The 15,712-nt window shown below is 52.1% G+C and carries 20 protein-coding genes; 2 read left to right on the top strand and 18 right to left on the bottom strand.

Translation table 11 applies throughout. The features are described 5' to 3' along the window. Nucleotides 1-18 precede the first annotated feature (18 nt). Both HCH_RS11975 and HCH_RS11970 read right to left on the bottom strand, forming a co-directional pair. Nucleotides 19-408 carry a VanZ family protein gene (locus HCH_RS11975; RefSeq protein ID WP_011396505.1) on the bottom strand — a complete coding sequence of 130 codons (390 nt, stop codon included), beginning with the start codon at nt 406-408 and terminating at the stop codon, nt 19-21. A 101-nt stretch (nt 409-509) separates the two neighbouring features. After that, the gene (locus tag HCH_RS11970) at nt 510-2,198 is read right to left on the bottom strand and encodes a long-chain fatty acid--CoA ligase (RefSeq protein WP_011396504.1); all 1,689 of its coding nucleotides are present in this window, start codon (nt 2,196-2,198) and stop codon (nt 510-512) included. A gap of 616 nt (nt 2,199-2,814) precedes the next feature. On the opposite strand from HCH_RS11970, the gene HCH_RS11965 reads away from it, so the two are divergent. Beyond that, the gene (locus HCH_RS11965) at nt 2,815-3,753 is read left to right on the top strand and encodes an alpha/beta hydrolase (protein ID WP_011396501.1); all 939 of its coding nucleotides are present in this window, start codon (nt 2,815-2,817) and stop codon (nt 3,751-3,753) included. A gap of 97 nt (nt 3,754-3,850) precedes the next feature. Then, nucleotides 3,851-4,330, top strand: a complete 480-nt coding sequence (locus HCH_RS11960) for a MaoC/PaaZ C-terminal domain-containing protein (protein ID WP_011396500.1) — start codon at nt 3,851-3,853, stop codon at nt 4,328-4,330. Between the two features lie 104 nt (nt 4,331-4,434). Here the strand turns inward: HCH_RS11960 and HCH_RS35010 are convergent, their stop codons facing one another. The 16 genes from HCH_RS35010 to HCH_RS11890 all read right to left on the bottom strand — a co-directional run bounded on the left by HCH_RS35010 (nt 4,435) and on the right by HCH_RS11890 (nt 15,652). Then, the gene (locus tag HCH_RS35010) at nt 4,435-4,569 is read right to left on the bottom strand and encodes a hypothetical protein (RefSeq protein ID WP_011396499.1); all 135 of its coding nucleotides are present in this window, start codon (nt 4,567-4,569) and stop codon (nt 4,435-4,437) included. Between the two features lie 144 nt (nt 4,570-4,713). Beyond that, complete coding sequence (locus tag HCH_RS11950; RefSeq protein WP_238384991.1) at nt 4,714-4,974, bottom strand: hypothetical protein; 261 nt, start codon at nt 4,972-4,974, stop codon at nt 4,714-4,716. Next, nucleotides 4,959-5,210 (bottom strand): hypothetical protein, encoded by a 252-nt coding sequence (locus HCH_RS32285; protein WP_011396497.1) that lies wholly within the window; start codon nt 5,208-5,210, stop codon nt 4,959-4,961. Before HCH_RS32285 ends, HCH_RS11950 begins: the two co-directional genes overlap by 16 nt. Continuing rightward, nucleotides 5,200-5,673 (bottom strand): type II toxin-antitoxin system YafO family toxin, encoded by a 474-nt coding sequence (locus HCH_RS11945; protein WP_011396496.1) that lies wholly within the window; start codon nt 5,671-5,673, stop codon nt 5,200-5,202. Before HCH_RS11945 ends, HCH_RS32285 begins: the two co-directional genes overlap by 11 nt. A gap of 3 nt (nt 5,674-5,676) precedes the next feature. Continuing rightward, a complete protein-coding gene (locus HCH_RS11940; RefSeq protein WP_148212549.1) occupies nt 5,677-5,952 on the bottom strand; it encodes a hypothetical protein in 276 nt (91 codons plus the stop codon). Then, nucleotides 5,933-6,079 (bottom strand): hypothetical protein, encoded by a 147-nt coding sequence (locus HCH_RS34425; RefSeq protein ID WP_011396494.1) that lies wholly within the window; start codon nt 6,077-6,079, stop codon nt 5,933-5,935. The genes HCH_RS11940 and HCH_RS34425 overlap by 20 nt, the downstream gene beginning before the upstream one ends. A gap of 126 nt (nt 6,080-6,205) precedes the next feature. Continuing rightward, nucleotides 6,206-6,466, bottom strand: coding sequence for a type II toxin-antitoxin system Phd/YefM family antitoxin (locus HCH_RS11935; RefSeq protein ID WP_011396493.1), 261 nt, complete (start codon nt 6,464-6,466; stop codon nt 6,206-6,208). Between the two features lie 493 nt (nt 6,467-6,959). Further along, nucleotides 6,960-7,964, bottom strand: coding sequence for an AgmX/PglI C-terminal domain-containing protein (locus HCH_RS11930; RefSeq protein ID WP_011396492.1), 1,005 nt, complete (start codon nt 7,962-7,964; stop codon nt 6,960-6,962). 1 nt (nt 7,965) lies between these two features. After that, nucleotides 7,966-8,463: an ExbD/TolR family protein gene (locus tag HCH_RS11925; RefSeq protein ID WP_011396491.1), complete on the bottom strand. Its 498-nt coding sequence runs from the start codon at nt 8,461-8,463 to the stop codon at nt 7,966-7,968. Beyond that, a complete protein-coding gene (locus HCH_RS11920; protein WP_011396490.1) occupies nt 8,460-8,972 on the bottom strand; it encodes an ExbD/TolR family protein in 513 nt (170 codons plus the stop codon). The genes HCH_RS11925 and HCH_RS11920 overlap by 4 nt, the downstream gene beginning before the upstream one ends. 9 nt (nt 8,973-8,981) lie before the next feature. Then, complete coding sequence (locus tag HCH_RS11915) at nt 8,982-9,647, bottom strand: MotA/TolQ/ExbB proton channel family protein (protein ID WP_011396489.1); 666 nt, start codon at nt 9,645-9,647, stop codon at nt 8,982-8,984. 29 nt (nt 9,648-9,676) lie between these two features. Beyond that, nucleotides 9,677-9,958, bottom strand: a complete 282-nt coding sequence (locus HCH_RS11910) for a hypothetical protein (protein ID WP_011396488.1) — start codon at nt 9,956-9,958, stop codon at nt 9,677-9,679. Between the two features lie 11 nt (nt 9,959-9,969). Next, nucleotides 9,970-10,563, bottom strand: coding sequence for a tetratricopeptide repeat protein (locus tag HCH_RS11905; protein WP_011396487.1), 594 nt, complete (start codon nt 10,561-10,563; stop codon nt 9,970-9,972). After that, on the bottom strand, nt 10,541-13,342 hold the full coding sequence (locus HCH_RS11900; protein ID WP_011396486.1) for a tetratricopeptide repeat protein: 2,802 nt from the start codon (nt 13,340-13,342) through the stop codon (nt 10,541-10,543). The genes HCH_RS11905 and HCH_RS11900 overlap by 23 nt, the downstream gene beginning before the upstream one ends. Continuing rightward, nucleotides 13,339-15,093 (bottom strand): tetratricopeptide repeat protein, encoded by a 1,755-nt coding sequence (locus HCH_RS11895; protein WP_011396485.1) that lies wholly within the window; start codon nt 15,091-15,093, stop codon nt 13,339-13,341. Before HCH_RS11895 ends, HCH_RS11900 begins: the two co-directional genes overlap by 4 nt. 25 nt (nt 15,094-15,118) lie before the next feature. Next, on the bottom strand, nt 15,119-15,652 hold the full coding sequence (locus tag HCH_RS11890; protein ID WP_011396484.1) for a hypothetical protein: 534 nt from the start codon (nt 15,650-15,652) through the stop codon (nt 15,119-15,121). Between the last annotated feature and the right edge of the window lie 60 nt (nt 15,653-15,712).

Genomic DNA, 15,712 nt, shown 5'->3' with positions numbered 1-15,712 from the left:
GAAAAGTCCAAGGTAACTTTAAGATTCAGCCAACTTGTTGGCGGTCAGCAATAGCGTCACCCAGGAAAAAAACGCAATGCCGGCCACATCCGCCATGACATCAGTGATATCTAGCGTACGGGACGGCAAAAACGCCTGCGTCAGTTCTTCGCCTATTGCGAATGTAAGCACGCAAATCGCGCCGACGTAGAGAGGAATTGGCCCCAGTTTAAGATGCTTGGCTTTGAAGGCGAAGTTAGCAGCCAGGGTCAGGACGCCAAACAAGCAAAAGTGCCCCAGTTTATCGCCATAGGGAATGGATTGGACGAAAACGAAAAATATGCTCGCTCCACCGGTATCCGCCAGATAGATAATCCATAGAATAAACGCCAGAAAACCAAGGGCGAACAGACTGACCGCTTTCTGCATAATCAATTAACAACGCTCTACTACCGAAAGAACCCGCCTTTAATAACACAAAAAGCGGACTCTCGCCCGCTTTTCAGTAGTCTCAGACTCGCTGCTCAGTGTTACGCTGCTTTGTCTTTCTGCTTTTTGATTTCCTCGTCACGCAGCTCCCGACGCAGAATCTTGCCGACGTTGGTTTTCGGCAACTCATCGCGGAACTCGATGGTTTTGGGCACCTTGTATGCGGTCAGACGTTCGCGGCAGAACTCTTTCAGCGCGCTCTCAGTCAGGTTGGGATTGCTCTTCACAACGAATACTTTCACCACCTCACCGCTTTTCAGATCAGGGACGCCTATTGCTGCACACTCCACCACATCGGGGTGGCTGGTGACCACATCTTCTATTTCGTTGGGGTAGACGTTGAATCCAGACACCAGAATCATGTCTTTCTTACGATCTACGATGCGCAGATAACCGTCATTCTGCACCATGGCGATATCGCCGGTTTTCAACCAGCCGTCTTCGGTCATGGTCTTAGCGGTTTCATCCGGGCGCTGCCAATAGCCTTTCATGACCTGAGGTCCTTTGACGCACAGTTCCCCCACTTCTCCAACGGTAAGGTCCTTACCTTCGTCGTCAATGATTTTCACCATGGTATTGGGAATCGGCAAACCAATAGTGCCGATTTGAATAGCGTTCATGGGGTTGATGGAAACCACTGGCGACGTTTCCGTCATGCCGTAGCCTTCCGTCACATCACAGCCAGTGACCTTCTTCCACATTTTGGCTGTGTCGCTGGTAAGAGCCATGCCCCCCGCCGCCGTCACTTTCAAAGAGGTGAAATCCAGCTCCTGGAATTTTTCATTGTTGCAAAGCGCCACAAACAGGGTGTTGATGCCCAGGAACGCAGTAAACTTCCATTTGCCCAGTTCTTTGATGAAGCCTTCGAAGTCCCGTGGGTTAGGGATCAGAATGCTATGGTTGCCGGTATCCAGCATGACGCCGCAATTCATAGTGAAGGAATAAATGTGATACAGCGGCAGCGGCGCAATCACGGTCTCAATGGCTTCGCCTAAGCGCACTGTCAGCAGCGGCTTCAATTGCGCCACGTTGGAAACCAGGTTGCGGTGGGTCAGCATAGCGCCTTTGGCGACGCCGGTGGTGCCGCCGGTGTACTGCAACACAGCGATATCTTCAGGGTTAACGTCAACGGGCTTGAAGGTGTAGCGCGCGCCCATAGACATGACTTTCGTGAAAGGGACGGCGTTGGGAATGTTATAGGGCGGCACCATCTTCTTGATGTACTTGATCGCCGCGTTCATCACCATACGCTTAATTGGCGGATGCATGTCTGGAATCTGAGCCACAATGACATGTTCCACGCCGGTATGCGGAAGCACTTCCTGCGCCTGCGAAGCCATATTGGCCAGAACCACCAGCGCCTTGGCGCCGGAATCGTTGAACTGATGCTCCATTTCCCGCGGGGTATACAGGGGGTTGGTGTTGACCACAATCAGCCCCGCCCGCATTGCGCCAAAAACCGCGATCGGATATTGCAGCAGGTTGGGCATTTGGATGGCGATGCGATCGCCGGGTTTCAGGTTGGTTTCATTCTGCAGGTAGGCGGCGAACGCGCGAGTATACTTCTCCATTTCGCCATAAGTCATAGTGGCGCCGACGGCGGTGAACGCAGGTTTGTCCGCGTATCGTTTGCACGCCTGCTCAAACATATCGACAACCGATTTGTATTTCCCCAATTCAACTTCGGATGGAACTCCGGGGGGATATTTATCCTTGAAAAAATTATCCATACCGCTATCTCCTGGCCAACGCTGTTAATAGGCAATCTGATTTTTATTTGTAGTTGTTGAGAAAACGGGACTGGCTGAGATATAACCGCGTCGCCCAAGGCGACGGCTTCAAGGATGACGGAGCAATGCCGCTGCTAATCGACGCTGGATGCGTCCGGCGCTCGAAATTGCGCCGTAACCCTTAAAATGAGTGAATTTCACTGCACTGGGCAACGCTAATTACCGCAACCGGCGGTTGCAGCGACACCCACATTAGAAACTCTTACTCGCGATCATATATAAGCCAATCATCGAATCCCTGACGACCACTACCCCATTCTTACTTCTGTCATCGGGCGGCGCTATTTTCAGGAGAGTCACCCGGTCGGGTGATTACCCCTATTAAGCCGGAACGGTATAGTGGGCTCGTTTTTTATAGTGCGCGCTAGAATAGCAGCTTTATTTTGCCTTATGTAGACAAAAGTATTACTTAATTATCGGAGATTCCTCTGACTCACAGAAACCATGCAAAGCGTAAATACCGCAACAATTATCGTTGACGCTGATGCCGCCGATAGCTAAATTGTTGCGAATCAGCGGATAAAACACCAATAAAATCCTATAAATAGCAAACATCATGCGCAACCTGGAAGATTTCCTGACCAGCACGGACGGCCATAAAATCGGGTACTACAAATGGATACCGGAAGCCCCCGTCATACGTGGCGTTATTCAGGTTTCTCACGGTATGGCGGAGCACGCCGGACGTTATCGAGTTCTTGCTGAGCACTTCTGCGCTCAGGGCTACGCAGTCGTCGCCCACGACCACCGTGGCCATGGCCGCTCTATCGCCAACGGCCACACTGGCCATTACGCCGATCGCGACGGCTGGGACAAAGTCGCCTCGGACCTGCTGTTTATGGCCAATCAGATAAAAAGCTGGCATCCGGACGTTCCGCACTTTCTCTTCGCCCACAGCATGGGATCTTTCATTAGCCTGCAATGCCTGATCGCACACCGCCCGCCTTTCCACGGCGTTATACTTTCCGGCAGCAATTACGGCGCGCCACTGAAATATCTCGCTGCGGCGGCCATCGCCAGAGCGGAAAAATTACGCCTGGGCGCACGCAGCGCCAGTCGCCTGCTGGATCAGCTTTCATTCGGCTCATTCAATCATCGCTTCGCCCCCAATCGCACAGAATTCGACTGGCTTTCCCGTGATCCCGCCGAAGTGGACAACTACATCAATGACCCATGGTGCGGCTTCATCTGCACCACCGCCACCTGGATCGCATTACTGGATGGCTTACGCAGTATTTTCACACCCGCCAGTTTTTCCCGCATCAATCCTAATCTGCCCATTTATCTGATTGCCGGAGATAAAGATCCGGTTGGCGAATTCGGCAAAGGGGTAAGAAAACTGGAGCGCCACTTACGCGAAGCCGGCGTACGCGACCTCAGTTGCACGCTTTACCCTGATGGGCGTCATGAGATGCTCAATGAGATAAACCGCCAGCAAGTGCTGAACGACTTATCCTCGTGGGTAGCCGCGCACACTCCGTTACAGACGCGTTAGAGAAATTTGGATTACACTTATATATGAAGGAAAGTTAGTCCCTGCATCGCCTCTCCGGCGTGTGTTGTCAGCAACCCAATCAAGTTATCAGTTCATTATGGACGCGCTAGAAAACATTACCTACGACGAACTTCATGTGGGCGACTCCGCCACTTACACCCGTACATTGACAGAGCAGGAAATCGTCCTGTTCGCCGCCGTATCCGGTGATATCAATCCAGTGCACCTGGACGCCGAGTACGCGCAGTCCACCGTATTCAAGGAGAGAATCGGCCACGGGATGTGGTCCGGCGCATTGATTTCGGCGGCCCTGGCCACCGTAATCCCTGGCCCCGGCACCATCTACCTGGAGCAACAACTGAGCTTCAAGCGCCCCGTAAAATTAAACGACATCCTGACGGTCACCCTCACAGTGACGGAAAAGCTGTCGAAGAAACGGGTCGTGCTGGATTGCGCCATTCACAATCAGAATGGCGTATTGGTGGTGGAAGGTCAGGCGAAGGTCATCGCCCCAGATGAGAAGATTTCACTGGAAAGGCCCACACTGCCGGCCATATCCATCAGCGGCGACCACTGATTCGCCTGCCAAGAGCGGCCGACTTCATTACATCCGCCGCTCATTTTTCTCCATAAAAAAAGCGCCCACAACTTCTCCCCGCGCCTTGGGGCAGGATTACAGGGTCATCCATCCATATAGTCATAGTACGTCTGCAATAATTGCGCATCGCCGGTTTCGGTGCGCGGGAACTGAAGAGCATACTCATGGATGATTTTTACCATCTGAAGTTGCTCTGAACTGAGCTCAATGACGGACATTGGTTCTCCCTGATAAATAAGTAAGCGGGGTTATGTGGCTTGTGGCTGGGCGCTACATCTGGGTTGCAGAGGCTAGTAGCTCCGACCATTAGTCCGTCATATAATCTCAATGTGCTTCTGATAGCCTTCCACCCCAAGCACAGCTCACTCTTTATGCTCTGGCATTAGGTGTTCCGGCCATACAACCTTGGAATTTCGCAGCAAATCAATCACCGGAATATAAGCAATTATATTGTCATCCTTTAATGACCACCCATGGTCAGCGTCCCAATTGGCGCACCCAAAGATTCCAAGTCCGTTGTTATACAAAATAGCGACCACATACCAATCAGGCTTTTTAGGAGTCCCGCTTTGCCATTCCATTTTAATACCTCGCCCTAAATCTTTTTTTATTCCAAATCCCATTCCGGCCAAGTCTTAACACTCTGAGCCACTTCACTAAGAGGGATATAGCCAATAACTTTTGTGGTACTAGCCAAAGGCTCTGGTGGCACATCGGAAGTTATAAAGCGAAACCAGCCAGTTTCTTTTCCTTCCCATAAAAGAAACTCTACTTCCTTAAAACCATCATCATTTGTTGCGGCTAAATACATCCCTCTGCCATAGGGCGTTCCTTCTTTCCACTCATAATCAGAATGCATTTCTAAAGTCCTCCGCCTTTTTCACTAACTCTTCCATGTAAATCGTATTATTGAGGCGATTTTTCCCACTTATAGTGGTTCTCGCATGAGCATACCCATTAAGAAAATCTAGTATTAAGTAATAATTTTTGTTTTTTCTTCCCTGCGTATAAATAAGTGCCCGATCAAATTCAGGAGGGTTTACATCACACCTGAGCATATAATTATCTATCGGTTCCCTGCCACTTTTAATGGCTTCCTGCTGGGCCTTGTACCACTTATGATTTTCATGAAGAAGATGAATGTGCAAAACTTTTGCATCATTCATTAATGAACGAGGCTCCAGGTAAAGGGTATCCCTCCCAAAATAGCTAATAAAACCGCCATTCTTATATGCTGAAAAGTCTTTAATTAACTGTGATAAATAAGGATTTTGCTTTCTTGCTTCCCTGATTTTCGGTACTTCAAATACCTTAATTGTCATTTGTCACCCTACAAATAATATCCATTTCTCTCCGTCACTTGGAGCACCCTTCAGCCTCTTCTCCGCTTCGTCTAAGCTTTTGGCTATGCTGTCGAAAGTATGAATCGTTGGATTTAACTGGTTTCTTGGGATTCTCTTATTTTTTTGATCAGTCTTTTTAATAGTCTTTTGAGACATAATGTTTGCCTTTTTCATTGATTCTTGGATCAGTTTTGCGAGCAATTTGTAGGGGGATAGACAAAAAATACTTCCACCGCCATTACTTGCTAAACTCCTCATACTTTCCTGGATTCTTCCTGACTTCCTCTCTCGCCTTCTTTAGCGCTCTTTTCAACTCCATCATGTCCGCCGCTGTCAAATAAGGGACCTTATTCTTCTTTGGCTCTTTAAAACTGAAATCGGGCATTACATGTCTCCTTTTGAAGTTGCAGTTTTGACCATTCTATCATTAGATCATCTTTTGCCCATCGGCCTTTGTCCCTACTACTAGGGCTGTGCGCTGGCCTCGACATATTTTTTTCGATTTTTGCGATCAGTCGTGCAGTCCTGATTCCAACTCATCAAAAAATGCTTCACCGTCGACTGTGTTGCCCACTTCAATATCAGCTTTTGCCTGCGCAGCTCTTGATTGGAGCAACTTAAGCTTGAGTGTCTCAATACTCTCGTACTCATCCATGGAGATAACTACGGCAACCGGTTTGCCATTTTTATTGATTTGAACCGGAGCACGCTGCGCCCTAAGCTGCAAGTCACCAAACTGGGTTTGATCTTCCTTGGCAGAAAGTGCGTCCACTGGTTGTTACCTCATTAATATCGTTCGATTCGATCATTATATTCGATTCAAGCGATGCCAGCCACGTACTCCTTTGGTTACCGCCCTGGCCGAAGTTGTCATGACGCACTAAAGGCCGCTCAAGGCAATAGCCTTCGTCACAATTGAAAACTGTATCGATGTTCTAGCTCATTGAATATATGTGGGGGTGCTGATCTATCGGGAGCCGGATGAGGTAGTTCTGCAAGCCTGGTTCTGAGGAGATACTTGCTCGGGCGACCGGGCAAGTCTACTCGCCCGGGACTCCAAATAGACTAAAAAGAGATTTGAGTCTGACTGTCTTGAAAAGGGCGCGGCCCTCATGATAAGAGAGCCTTAGATTTTATACACACTAGATTACACACTGTGTAAAAATTAAAAATGCCCGTCAATCCTTTGCTATTAGGGCATTCAGTCAGCAAGCAATTCGCTTACATGGTTTTTACGATATTCTTCTTTTTTTGTTTGCTCGGGCTTACAGCAAATCAATGGGATATCTGATCGCCTGCTTACTGGCGTTCGATTTGGCGCCGAAGTTCAATAACCTTAAACGCGCACAGATCTTCTTCTCAAAGTCTGGGTTATTCAGATTACTTTCCACAATCTTGCATTGCGATACACTGCCGTTCGCCTCCACCATCAATTCAGGCACTAATGTCCCTTTCAATGTAGGGTCCTGACGACGGGCGCGCTGGTGAATCGAGGCCAGCGCTCCTTTAGCGCCGTCAAAAACCTTCCGGATTTCTTCCAACGTCCGCGTGGCGCTGCGTTGATTACTCGAGCCGGAGCCTGACGACTTATTGGTAGACCCACCGCCGCCTGGCTGGGCTTTTTCCTGCACCTCCGTCACCTTCCGCGAGGCCAGCGCCACTTGCTGGGTGGATTTATCCAGCTTGTTGGCGTCGACGCCCCCGCTACCCGAGGTAGAGACGTTATTCACCAGCTTATCCGACGCCTTCTTGCTGATAGGCGTCGCCGTATACAGCGGCTGATCTGACGCATCCGTCGTGTCCGCAAGCGCCCTCATATCGGAAAGCTGATCGCTCAGCGCCAACAAACCCGAGCTTTGCGCTTTTTCGCGCGCCTGATCCACGGTCTGCTGCTTGGGTTGCTCCGCCTTCGGCGTCACCTTTTTCTCAGGTTTCGGCTCAGGCTTGGGCTGTGGTTTGGGTTCTGGCTTTGGCTCGGGTTTCGGCTTGGGCTCTTCTTTCTTCTCTTCCTTCTTCTCCGGCTCAGGCTTCGGTTCCGGTTTTTTGATCTCCGGTTTGGGCATTTCCCGCTTTTCAATCACAACGCGAGCCAGCTGTGGGGGCAACTCTTCCAACTCCTGGCGAGTTTTCTCCGGTAGTTGCACTAAAGAGATAACAACACCAACAATCAAAAGCAGTAATATGGAGAACGCCAAAATCAGGTGAAAACGATCACGTTCCTTAACGTCAACGTCCCACGGCAAAGGAAAGCCTACGCTAGTTTTCACCATACTAGGCCTCCTTATCCGCCGCACGTCTTACCGCCAAAGAGATGCTGCTATAGCCTGCCTCAACACAGGTGGACATAATTTTCTTCAACAGCTTATAGGGCAACTCTTTGTCCGCCATGATGGTAATCGGTCTACCTTCAGGCGGAACTGGCGTGGTGACTCGAGACACCTGATAGTCCAACTCCAACTTGAGACCATTGATCAACAGTGGTTCCTGATTGGAGGCAACAGCGACTTTGCTGACTACGCGCCCGCCAACCAAAATATCGTCATCGGTCACAGTGACAGTTAACTGCTCCGTCGGGGGCTGATCTGCAATAGATACAGGCAACTGAACAGAACCACTTTGTTTCAGAACTTGAACGTCAGATGAGTTCACCATCAGGAAGAACACCAGGATAGTGAAAATATCCATCAGCGACACCAGATTCAGCGACGCTGTTTTGTGCATTCTGCGGTAATGGCGTTGATAACGCTTGGCGCGGCCTGACTGCTTCATTGCGCGCCTCCTGCCGGAATGATCTCAGGCGCATCGGCGATGGAGATATCCGGGAACAACTCCGCGTTAACGACGCTGCCCGCCACGACGGTTTTGTAGGAACGCACCTTATCCATCACACTAACCAGTGTTTGATAGGACGTGCTTTCCTGAGGCAGGAGGGTAATGTCTTTTTTCTCCGGGACCCGGGCTTTGATGTCCTGCATAGCCAATGCGAGCGTCTTATAGTCATGCTCGCCTTCCGCCTGCTTCGGGATCTGCATGATGACCCCGCCCTTGTTATCCGCAATCACCAACTGCTCTTCCAGGATCATGACCTGCAATTGCAGCTGGTCTTTATTATCCTGGGCGGAGTTGGCGGCGGACTCAGGGAAGTTCAGGTTCAGAACGCTGATTTGAGAGAACACCAGATTGATCAGCAGCACCGGCACCAGGACGATCATGAGGTTCATGAACGCCGTGATGTCCAGGTCAGCGACAGCCTCCGGACGACGGTGTTTACGACGCATCGGTCTGTCCTATGTTCTTTCTGGAGCGGCTTTCGCTACTGGGGCCTGGGCTGGCTTTTCCGAAATCAGGTTCATGATCTTAATGCCAGCCGTCTCAAAACTATCCACGATTTCATTGGTTTTGGTTTGCAGGATGGCGTGCACAAGCAGTAAAGGTATAGCGGTCATCAGACCAAAAGCAGTCGTATTCATCGCCAGAGAAATACTCTGAGATAACAGGTTAGCCTTCTCAGCCGGATCAGCGTTGGCCACCGCGGTAAATGCATCGATCAAACCAATAATGGTGCCCAACAGTCCCAACAGAGTGGCTATATTGGCAAGGGTGGCCAGATATTGCGTACGCTTTTCCACACGAGGAAGGACCTCCATCAGCCCTTCTTCCATGGCGTATTCAATCTGGTCGCGAGGTTGACGATTCAGCAATCGAGACAAGCCAGCTTCTACAATCGAGGCCATTGCGGTTTTAGACTGCTTAGCCTGTTTTAATGCATTGAGGTAATCTTTGCGCCCGATCAGCATGATCAACTTATTAAAGTCTGCGCGATTGCTCAACTTGGCGATGCTGAGATAAACATATCTCTCAATGGCGATAGCGGCCCCAACAACGAGCACTATGCCGATTGGAACCATAAAAATACCGCCATCTTTAAAAAAGCGAACGATAGTCTCGAACATATCGCGCTGACTCCTTAATCACTTCTAGGTTATTGCTGGTCTAAATCGCCTATCTTAAGGTTTTTACGATAGTACAGACTTTGCCGAAACGCCTGTCTATCTAGCGGTCTGAGCGCGCCGTCCAATTCTTTTTCCGGCTCCGGAACTTCAATCGCCGGACTATCCGGCGTTCCCCAGGGAACCAGATACAAGACCTTGGGTTGCTCCTGTTCGCCTCTCAACGCCGTTCCTTCGAGCTCGATCAACTCAGCCGCAAAACCTGCGTTACTGTAGAGACCGCAGAGGCATAAGGCAAGTATTTGAAATCTCATACCTTCTCCGCCTACTGGATACGCCGCTCAAGGTCGGCGATCCACATAGCCACTTGCTCGTCGGGAGCGGATCGAAGTTCCTGGCAGCGCTGGTAATGCTCCAACGCCCGCACGTAATCACCCAGATACATGTCGTAAAGTATAGCTATATTACGATGATAAACCGGCTCATTTGGTTCCGCCTGCAGCGCTCTTTCATAAAACGCCAAGGCATTCTCAAAATCGCCCTCCTCCCGCGCTAAAACTGCCAACTGATTCAAAGCTCTGGCGTCTTTGGGGTTTACATCCAGCGCTTGCCCGTACCATGTCTTGGCGGAAGGCAGATCCCCCTGCTTTTCCGCGATGACGCCCAGGTTGAAATAAGGCGCGCTGAGACCCGGTTTGTCGGCGATCACCTGCTTGAATAAATTTTCCGCCAGAGCGACCTGATTATTGTTTAATGCCGTCAGCGCCTGATCGTACTTCATCTGCGTCTGTTCTCCCGCCGGTGACTTATCGGCGGAAGCGTCCTTACGCGCAGGCGCACCTGCGCAGCCAACCAGCAACAGGGCCGCTGTTAACGCCAAAGTTATGACGCCATGTTTATTGCAACGTATGCGCGACATCCACTTTTACCTCCTGCTTGTCATATCTGGCGGGTAAAATTTCCCGCAACGCCAGATAGCTTTTCTTAACCCACTCGTCGTATACCCCCTGGCGCGTCCGGCTGGCATTGAGCTCGAGAAACTCAATGGCTTTCTCCTCAAAGGGAAACGCCTGTTCCTCCAACAGCAGGGTGTATTGCTCCCGTTCCAGGTCGCTCAGGTTAGCGGGGCGATTGGAGTCAACGATGTCTCTGCCCAATTGGCGATAAACCTCTCCCATCATGTGGGTCGCCGCAGTGGCGTATTCACTCACGCCATAACTGTTGATGCGATTGAGCCGCTGCATGACTTTCTTCAGCGCAGCTTGCTTGGCCGCCAACGACTTGTTCAATGGCAAGGTCAGGCGCACATCGTCAAACGCCGCCTTTTCTTTTTGCGCCAGCGTCCAACTGGCTTCCGCCGCCAGAGAGCGACTAGCGGGGGTGCGATCAGCGCCGCCGCCCTCTTCGAATCGAATCAGCTTCTCGCGCCATTGATCCGCTTGCTGCGGCTGCGCTGACTTGGCGTAGTAATCAATTAACGCGTTCCTGACCTGAATAGCGGTCTCGAACGGCGCCGGATATTCGTTCGCATATTGCAGGTACACCTTAGCCGCTTGCTGTTCCCGTCCTGCGTTTTCCATCAGTTCCGCCGCCTGCAACAGGGCCTTGCGCTTGCGCTCAGGGTCTTTTTCCCCTGCGGCGATGCGCAACAACTCATCCGCGGCGGATTCTGGACGCTGGTGCTGTTGGTAGGCGTACACCAGCTTTTCGCCGATGCCCGCCGTCAGTTTGTGGTCGGGATAACGAGTGCGGAAGTCATTCAGCAGGTCAATGGCCTCTTTCCAGCGCCCGAGGTCAATCGCACGCATGCCCGCATCGTATTGAGCGCTGATGCGCACCTGGGATTCCGGCGCTTCATCAATAACCCTTTTATATTCCATAAACGCCGCTGCAATCTCCCCGCGCGCCTCCGCCTGCTCGCCCTGGCTATAGATACTGGCGGCGAAATTTTCCATCAACACGTCATAATCCGACGCTTTGCGGGAGCGCAACGATAACGCTTGCCGATAAGCGTGCTCAGAGCCCTGATATCGGCTCAACGCAAAAGCGGAATGGCCGGCGATGGTCCATGCTGCGTTACGAATCGCCTTATCTTCCGTAAAGGAAGCAGTCTGCGTGGCTGCATCCAGCGCAGCGCCGTATTGCTCCATGGCGTAGAGTTCATTGGCGGCGAATAGCAGACTCTCAGTGGCGCGCGAGTCTCGGGGGAAAGTTTTCGCAAACCGCAGCAGCGCATCCACACGACGGCTTCGCAACGCCGAATCTTTCAGATTGGCGTCCACCGCTTTGCTCAACGCGTTCACGCTGGCATAGGCGGCTTCACTGCGTTTGGGGAAGTCAGGATAGAAATAGCCCGCCTTGTCATAAGCCCTCACCGCAAGCTCCCATTCCTCCAGCAGAAAATAGGCTTCACCCTGCAGATATAAGGCCTCTGCGGTTTTCCCTTCAGAGGGAAAGATCTCCTCCATGCCGTCAAAATACGCCACCGCATTCTGCAAATGAGTCCGACGCTCGACCCCCGCCGCCTTCAGGCCAAGGGCATATTCTCTTTGTCCCAGATCATCCAGATATTGATAGAGAGAGGGACGTAAACGGGTTTTGGCGGTTTCTTGTTGCGATCGCCAATAGTTTGAGGCAAGCCCCAGTTCGCGGGTGAAACGCGCTTTCTCTTCCCATGCCAGCGAAGGCAGACCGCCCTGCTCGTATGCCGCGATTATGCGATCATGGAAATCGCTGCGATCCGTGGCCGCCGGATAGGCGGCGATGTAAGCCTGCGCGCTGGCGGAGGCGTCCTGATAGCGCTCGCGCTGCAGGTAGTAGTTGTACAAAGCCGCATACAATTTAGGGGCTAATGAACGATAGTCGCCCAAGGCAATGGCCGCTTTCAGAGTTTCCGGCCCTTTGCCATAGCTGGCCATGATACTGATAATGCGCAAAGCGTCATCGCCCGCTTCGCGTACGCCGGGCTCTTCCTCTCCGGTTGGGTTGGCGTTGGACTCCAAATGCGACAGCACCTGCAAAAAAGTCTGCAGTGACGCGCTGAAGTTTTCCTGTTTAAACTGCGTCCACCCCAACATATAACGCGCCTTGGACGACAGATCGCCAGCGCTCCGATCCGCCAGCACACGACTGTAGGCGGATTGCGCTTTGACATACTCGCCCGCGCTGTATCGCAATTCACCTATTCTGAACCACGCCTCAGTGGCGTATCCCGAACGCGGATACTGCCCCACCAACCGCTCCAGGCTTATCAGCGCTTTGTCCGTTTGCCCCAGCATGCCGTTGGCCCGAGCCAGCTGATAGAGAACGCGGTCGTTGCCTTTGTCCCCCGGTTGACGCTGCAACAGGGCTTCGTAGCTCTCTATCGCGATGTTCCAGATGTCATCGTCGATCAGTCCCTGAGGCTTGGCGTCGTAGAAAAGTTCCTCCAGATTGATCAGTCGATGCAACGCTTTTATGCGTACTTCCGGATCGGAAGCTTCACGAATCAGACGACTGTAACGCAACGCCACCTCATTCAGCGGCGTTCGCGGCGCCACTCGATAGCTGAAATCGATGTAAGCGGGCTTTAATTCGCCGATTGTTTTGTCCGCCTCGTCCTTCTCTACGATGACGATAGGCGCCAGCGTGTCCGCCATCACTCGCAGAGAAATAAAGCCAAGAAGACTCACACTGAGCACCAGGGCCGCAGCTCTCATAACGCCCCCTCCCCGGCTGTCGCCGCCTCTGGCGAAACAGGCTGTTTCTTGCGTAGCTCCGCCACAGCCAAGTCGTCATACAAATTCACCAAGGCCAGTTGGCTGCGCACGTGGTAGCCGTCTATTTCACGCCAGTGCCGCTGCAATAATTTGACCGCCAGTTGCGATAACTTCTTGTCATAGTCATCGATTTTTCCTGCAAGTTCTCGCTGCATAGAGGAGAACTCTTTTTGTAGAGACTCAACTTTGCGCAATTGCGTCTTGTAGAGGTTTCCGCCCTGACTCAGATCACCCTGAGCGCTGACAAAATTTTCTTTCAGCCGGGTCAACGCCTCATCCAGGTCGCGTAGCGCCAGCAGTTGCAGCGCCCGTTGTTCGTCGGGAGCTTGAGCGGCGGACCTGGCTAACGCATTGCGCTCAGAGACCAGTTGATTAAGCTGTTGCGGGCGCATCCTCTCAAGCGCTCCAGCGGCGTCGCGTTTCGCCTGACGCGACCGTTGCTCCAATGCATCGGCGAATATATCCATACGTTGCGCGCCATTGCGCAGGGACTGCAAGAGCCCGTGCATCTGCAGCAATTCTTTAGCGAAGGGAAAGAAGTCCGGCTTATCCATCAAATAGTGAACAAAGGCGATCTTTGGCGTGTTAGTGAGCAGATCTGTGGCCAGATACCATTCCACTTCGCCATGTTGCAAAGGCGCTTGCAACAGCAAGTCCAATACGCCTTTCTCGTTGATTTCGGCCACAACCTCGTCAATCTGGCGCTTTTCCTTCTCATACACGGCGATCGCTTCCAGATAGGCGTCAAGGGCGGTTGCGCGCAGTTTTTCCTGTTCGTAACCATAGGCGATCGCCTGAAAAGTCTCCGCTACGCCGGAAGACGTGAGTGCGAACTTCTTGGCCCGATGCCAGGACTGAATGGCGGTGCGATAACGCCCCAGTCCCGCGAACGCCATGCCGTAGTCATAGATCGCCGCCGGCGCTCCCGGACCGGAAGCGTGGACATTTTTCAGGAATGACAGGGCCTTGTTGTAGTCCTTGTCCAGCAAGGCGATATGTCCCGCCGCCAGCAGGATGCGATCGCTTAACTCCTTTCCTTCGTAGCTGTCGTCGGTCATGGCTGCGGCGATCCGCAACGCCACCAAAGCGCGGGAGGAATCCGGATCATCTGCGGCGTAGTTCACGCCCAGGTTGTAATAGCCATGAGCGGCCCACAAGCTTCCCTTGGAAGCGTCGCCAAGCACCTTGGCTGCCTCCTGAGGACGGCGCAGCTGCAGGTAACTGTTCGCCATGTAATAGAGGGCTTCATCTTTTTTATCCCGGCTCATTCCCTTCATGGCTCCCTCAAACAGCTCCACCGCTGTTCCCCACTCCTCGTCGCGATAGGCGAGACGTCCTTTGATCATCTGCGCCTGCTGCTTGACTTCCGCCTCTCTGGCGGTGAATTGCAAATGCTCCAGAAGCGTTTCCGCATTGCGGCGCAGACCAAACTCCAGACTGGATTCAATGGCGAGGATATGGTTCAGGTTGTGATATTGATTGCCGACATGGTTGGACCCGACATGCTCGTTTTCCAATAACACGAGAGATTGCAGAAAGTCATTGGTGTAGTAGTGAAACAACGCCTCCCTGTGCAACAACTCATCTGCGCCCTCTTCCGCCCGCGCGGCGTTGACGAGCCCACCCAGACAAGCCATAACCAACAACAGAGCGCACATTCGATGCATGGTTGACGTTACATCCCCTTTCATGGCGTTCGACCTTAGCCCGCGGCGCTTAGCGCAGCTCTCTGATCAGAAAACGGGGCGGCCGGGCGCCATCGCCCTGCACCCGTAGCTCCAGATATTTGGAGCCGTTTTCTTTGTTGAAAGACAGCGTCGCCGCCTTGCGCAGGTATTTATCTCCAGCGCTGCGTCCGTTGAAAACAGCCACGGCTTTATGGGCGCCCGCAGGCAGGTTACCCATGAACAAACGCTGCACGCCGCCGCGCTGCAATGCCTGCAATTCACGCGCAGAGTAAAGGTAGGTGGTCGCCATATCTCCATCCAGCGTCAACTCGACGGAATCCAGCTCAAAACCGACGTTTTCATCTACGGCCAGAAAAAACACCACTTGGGTGTCGATGGGATACAGGACTTCTTCCTGCAGCTTATAAAGCTCACGGTTGAGCTCGATGACGCGCTGCTTGAGCGCCTCCATATCCTTCGCGGACGCATTGTCGGCGGCGCTATGGACTTGAGTGGAAATGACGAATGTCAGTATGTGCAACGCTGTGATGATTATTCTTGGAATTATTCGCAAAGCCTTCATCCTCTATACCCTTATGAGAACCGAACTCTCGGGTGAACGCAGAAAGAGACGAAGGCCATG

Source organism: Hahella chejuensis KCTC 2396 (assembly GCF_000012985.1).
GTDB lineage: Bacteria > Pseudomonadota > Gammaproteobacteria > Pseudomonadales > Oleiphilaceae > Hahella > Hahella chejuensis.
The sequence above is the reverse complement of the archived record's forward strand: the minus strand, read 5'-3'. Positions and strand labels throughout refer to the sequence as shown.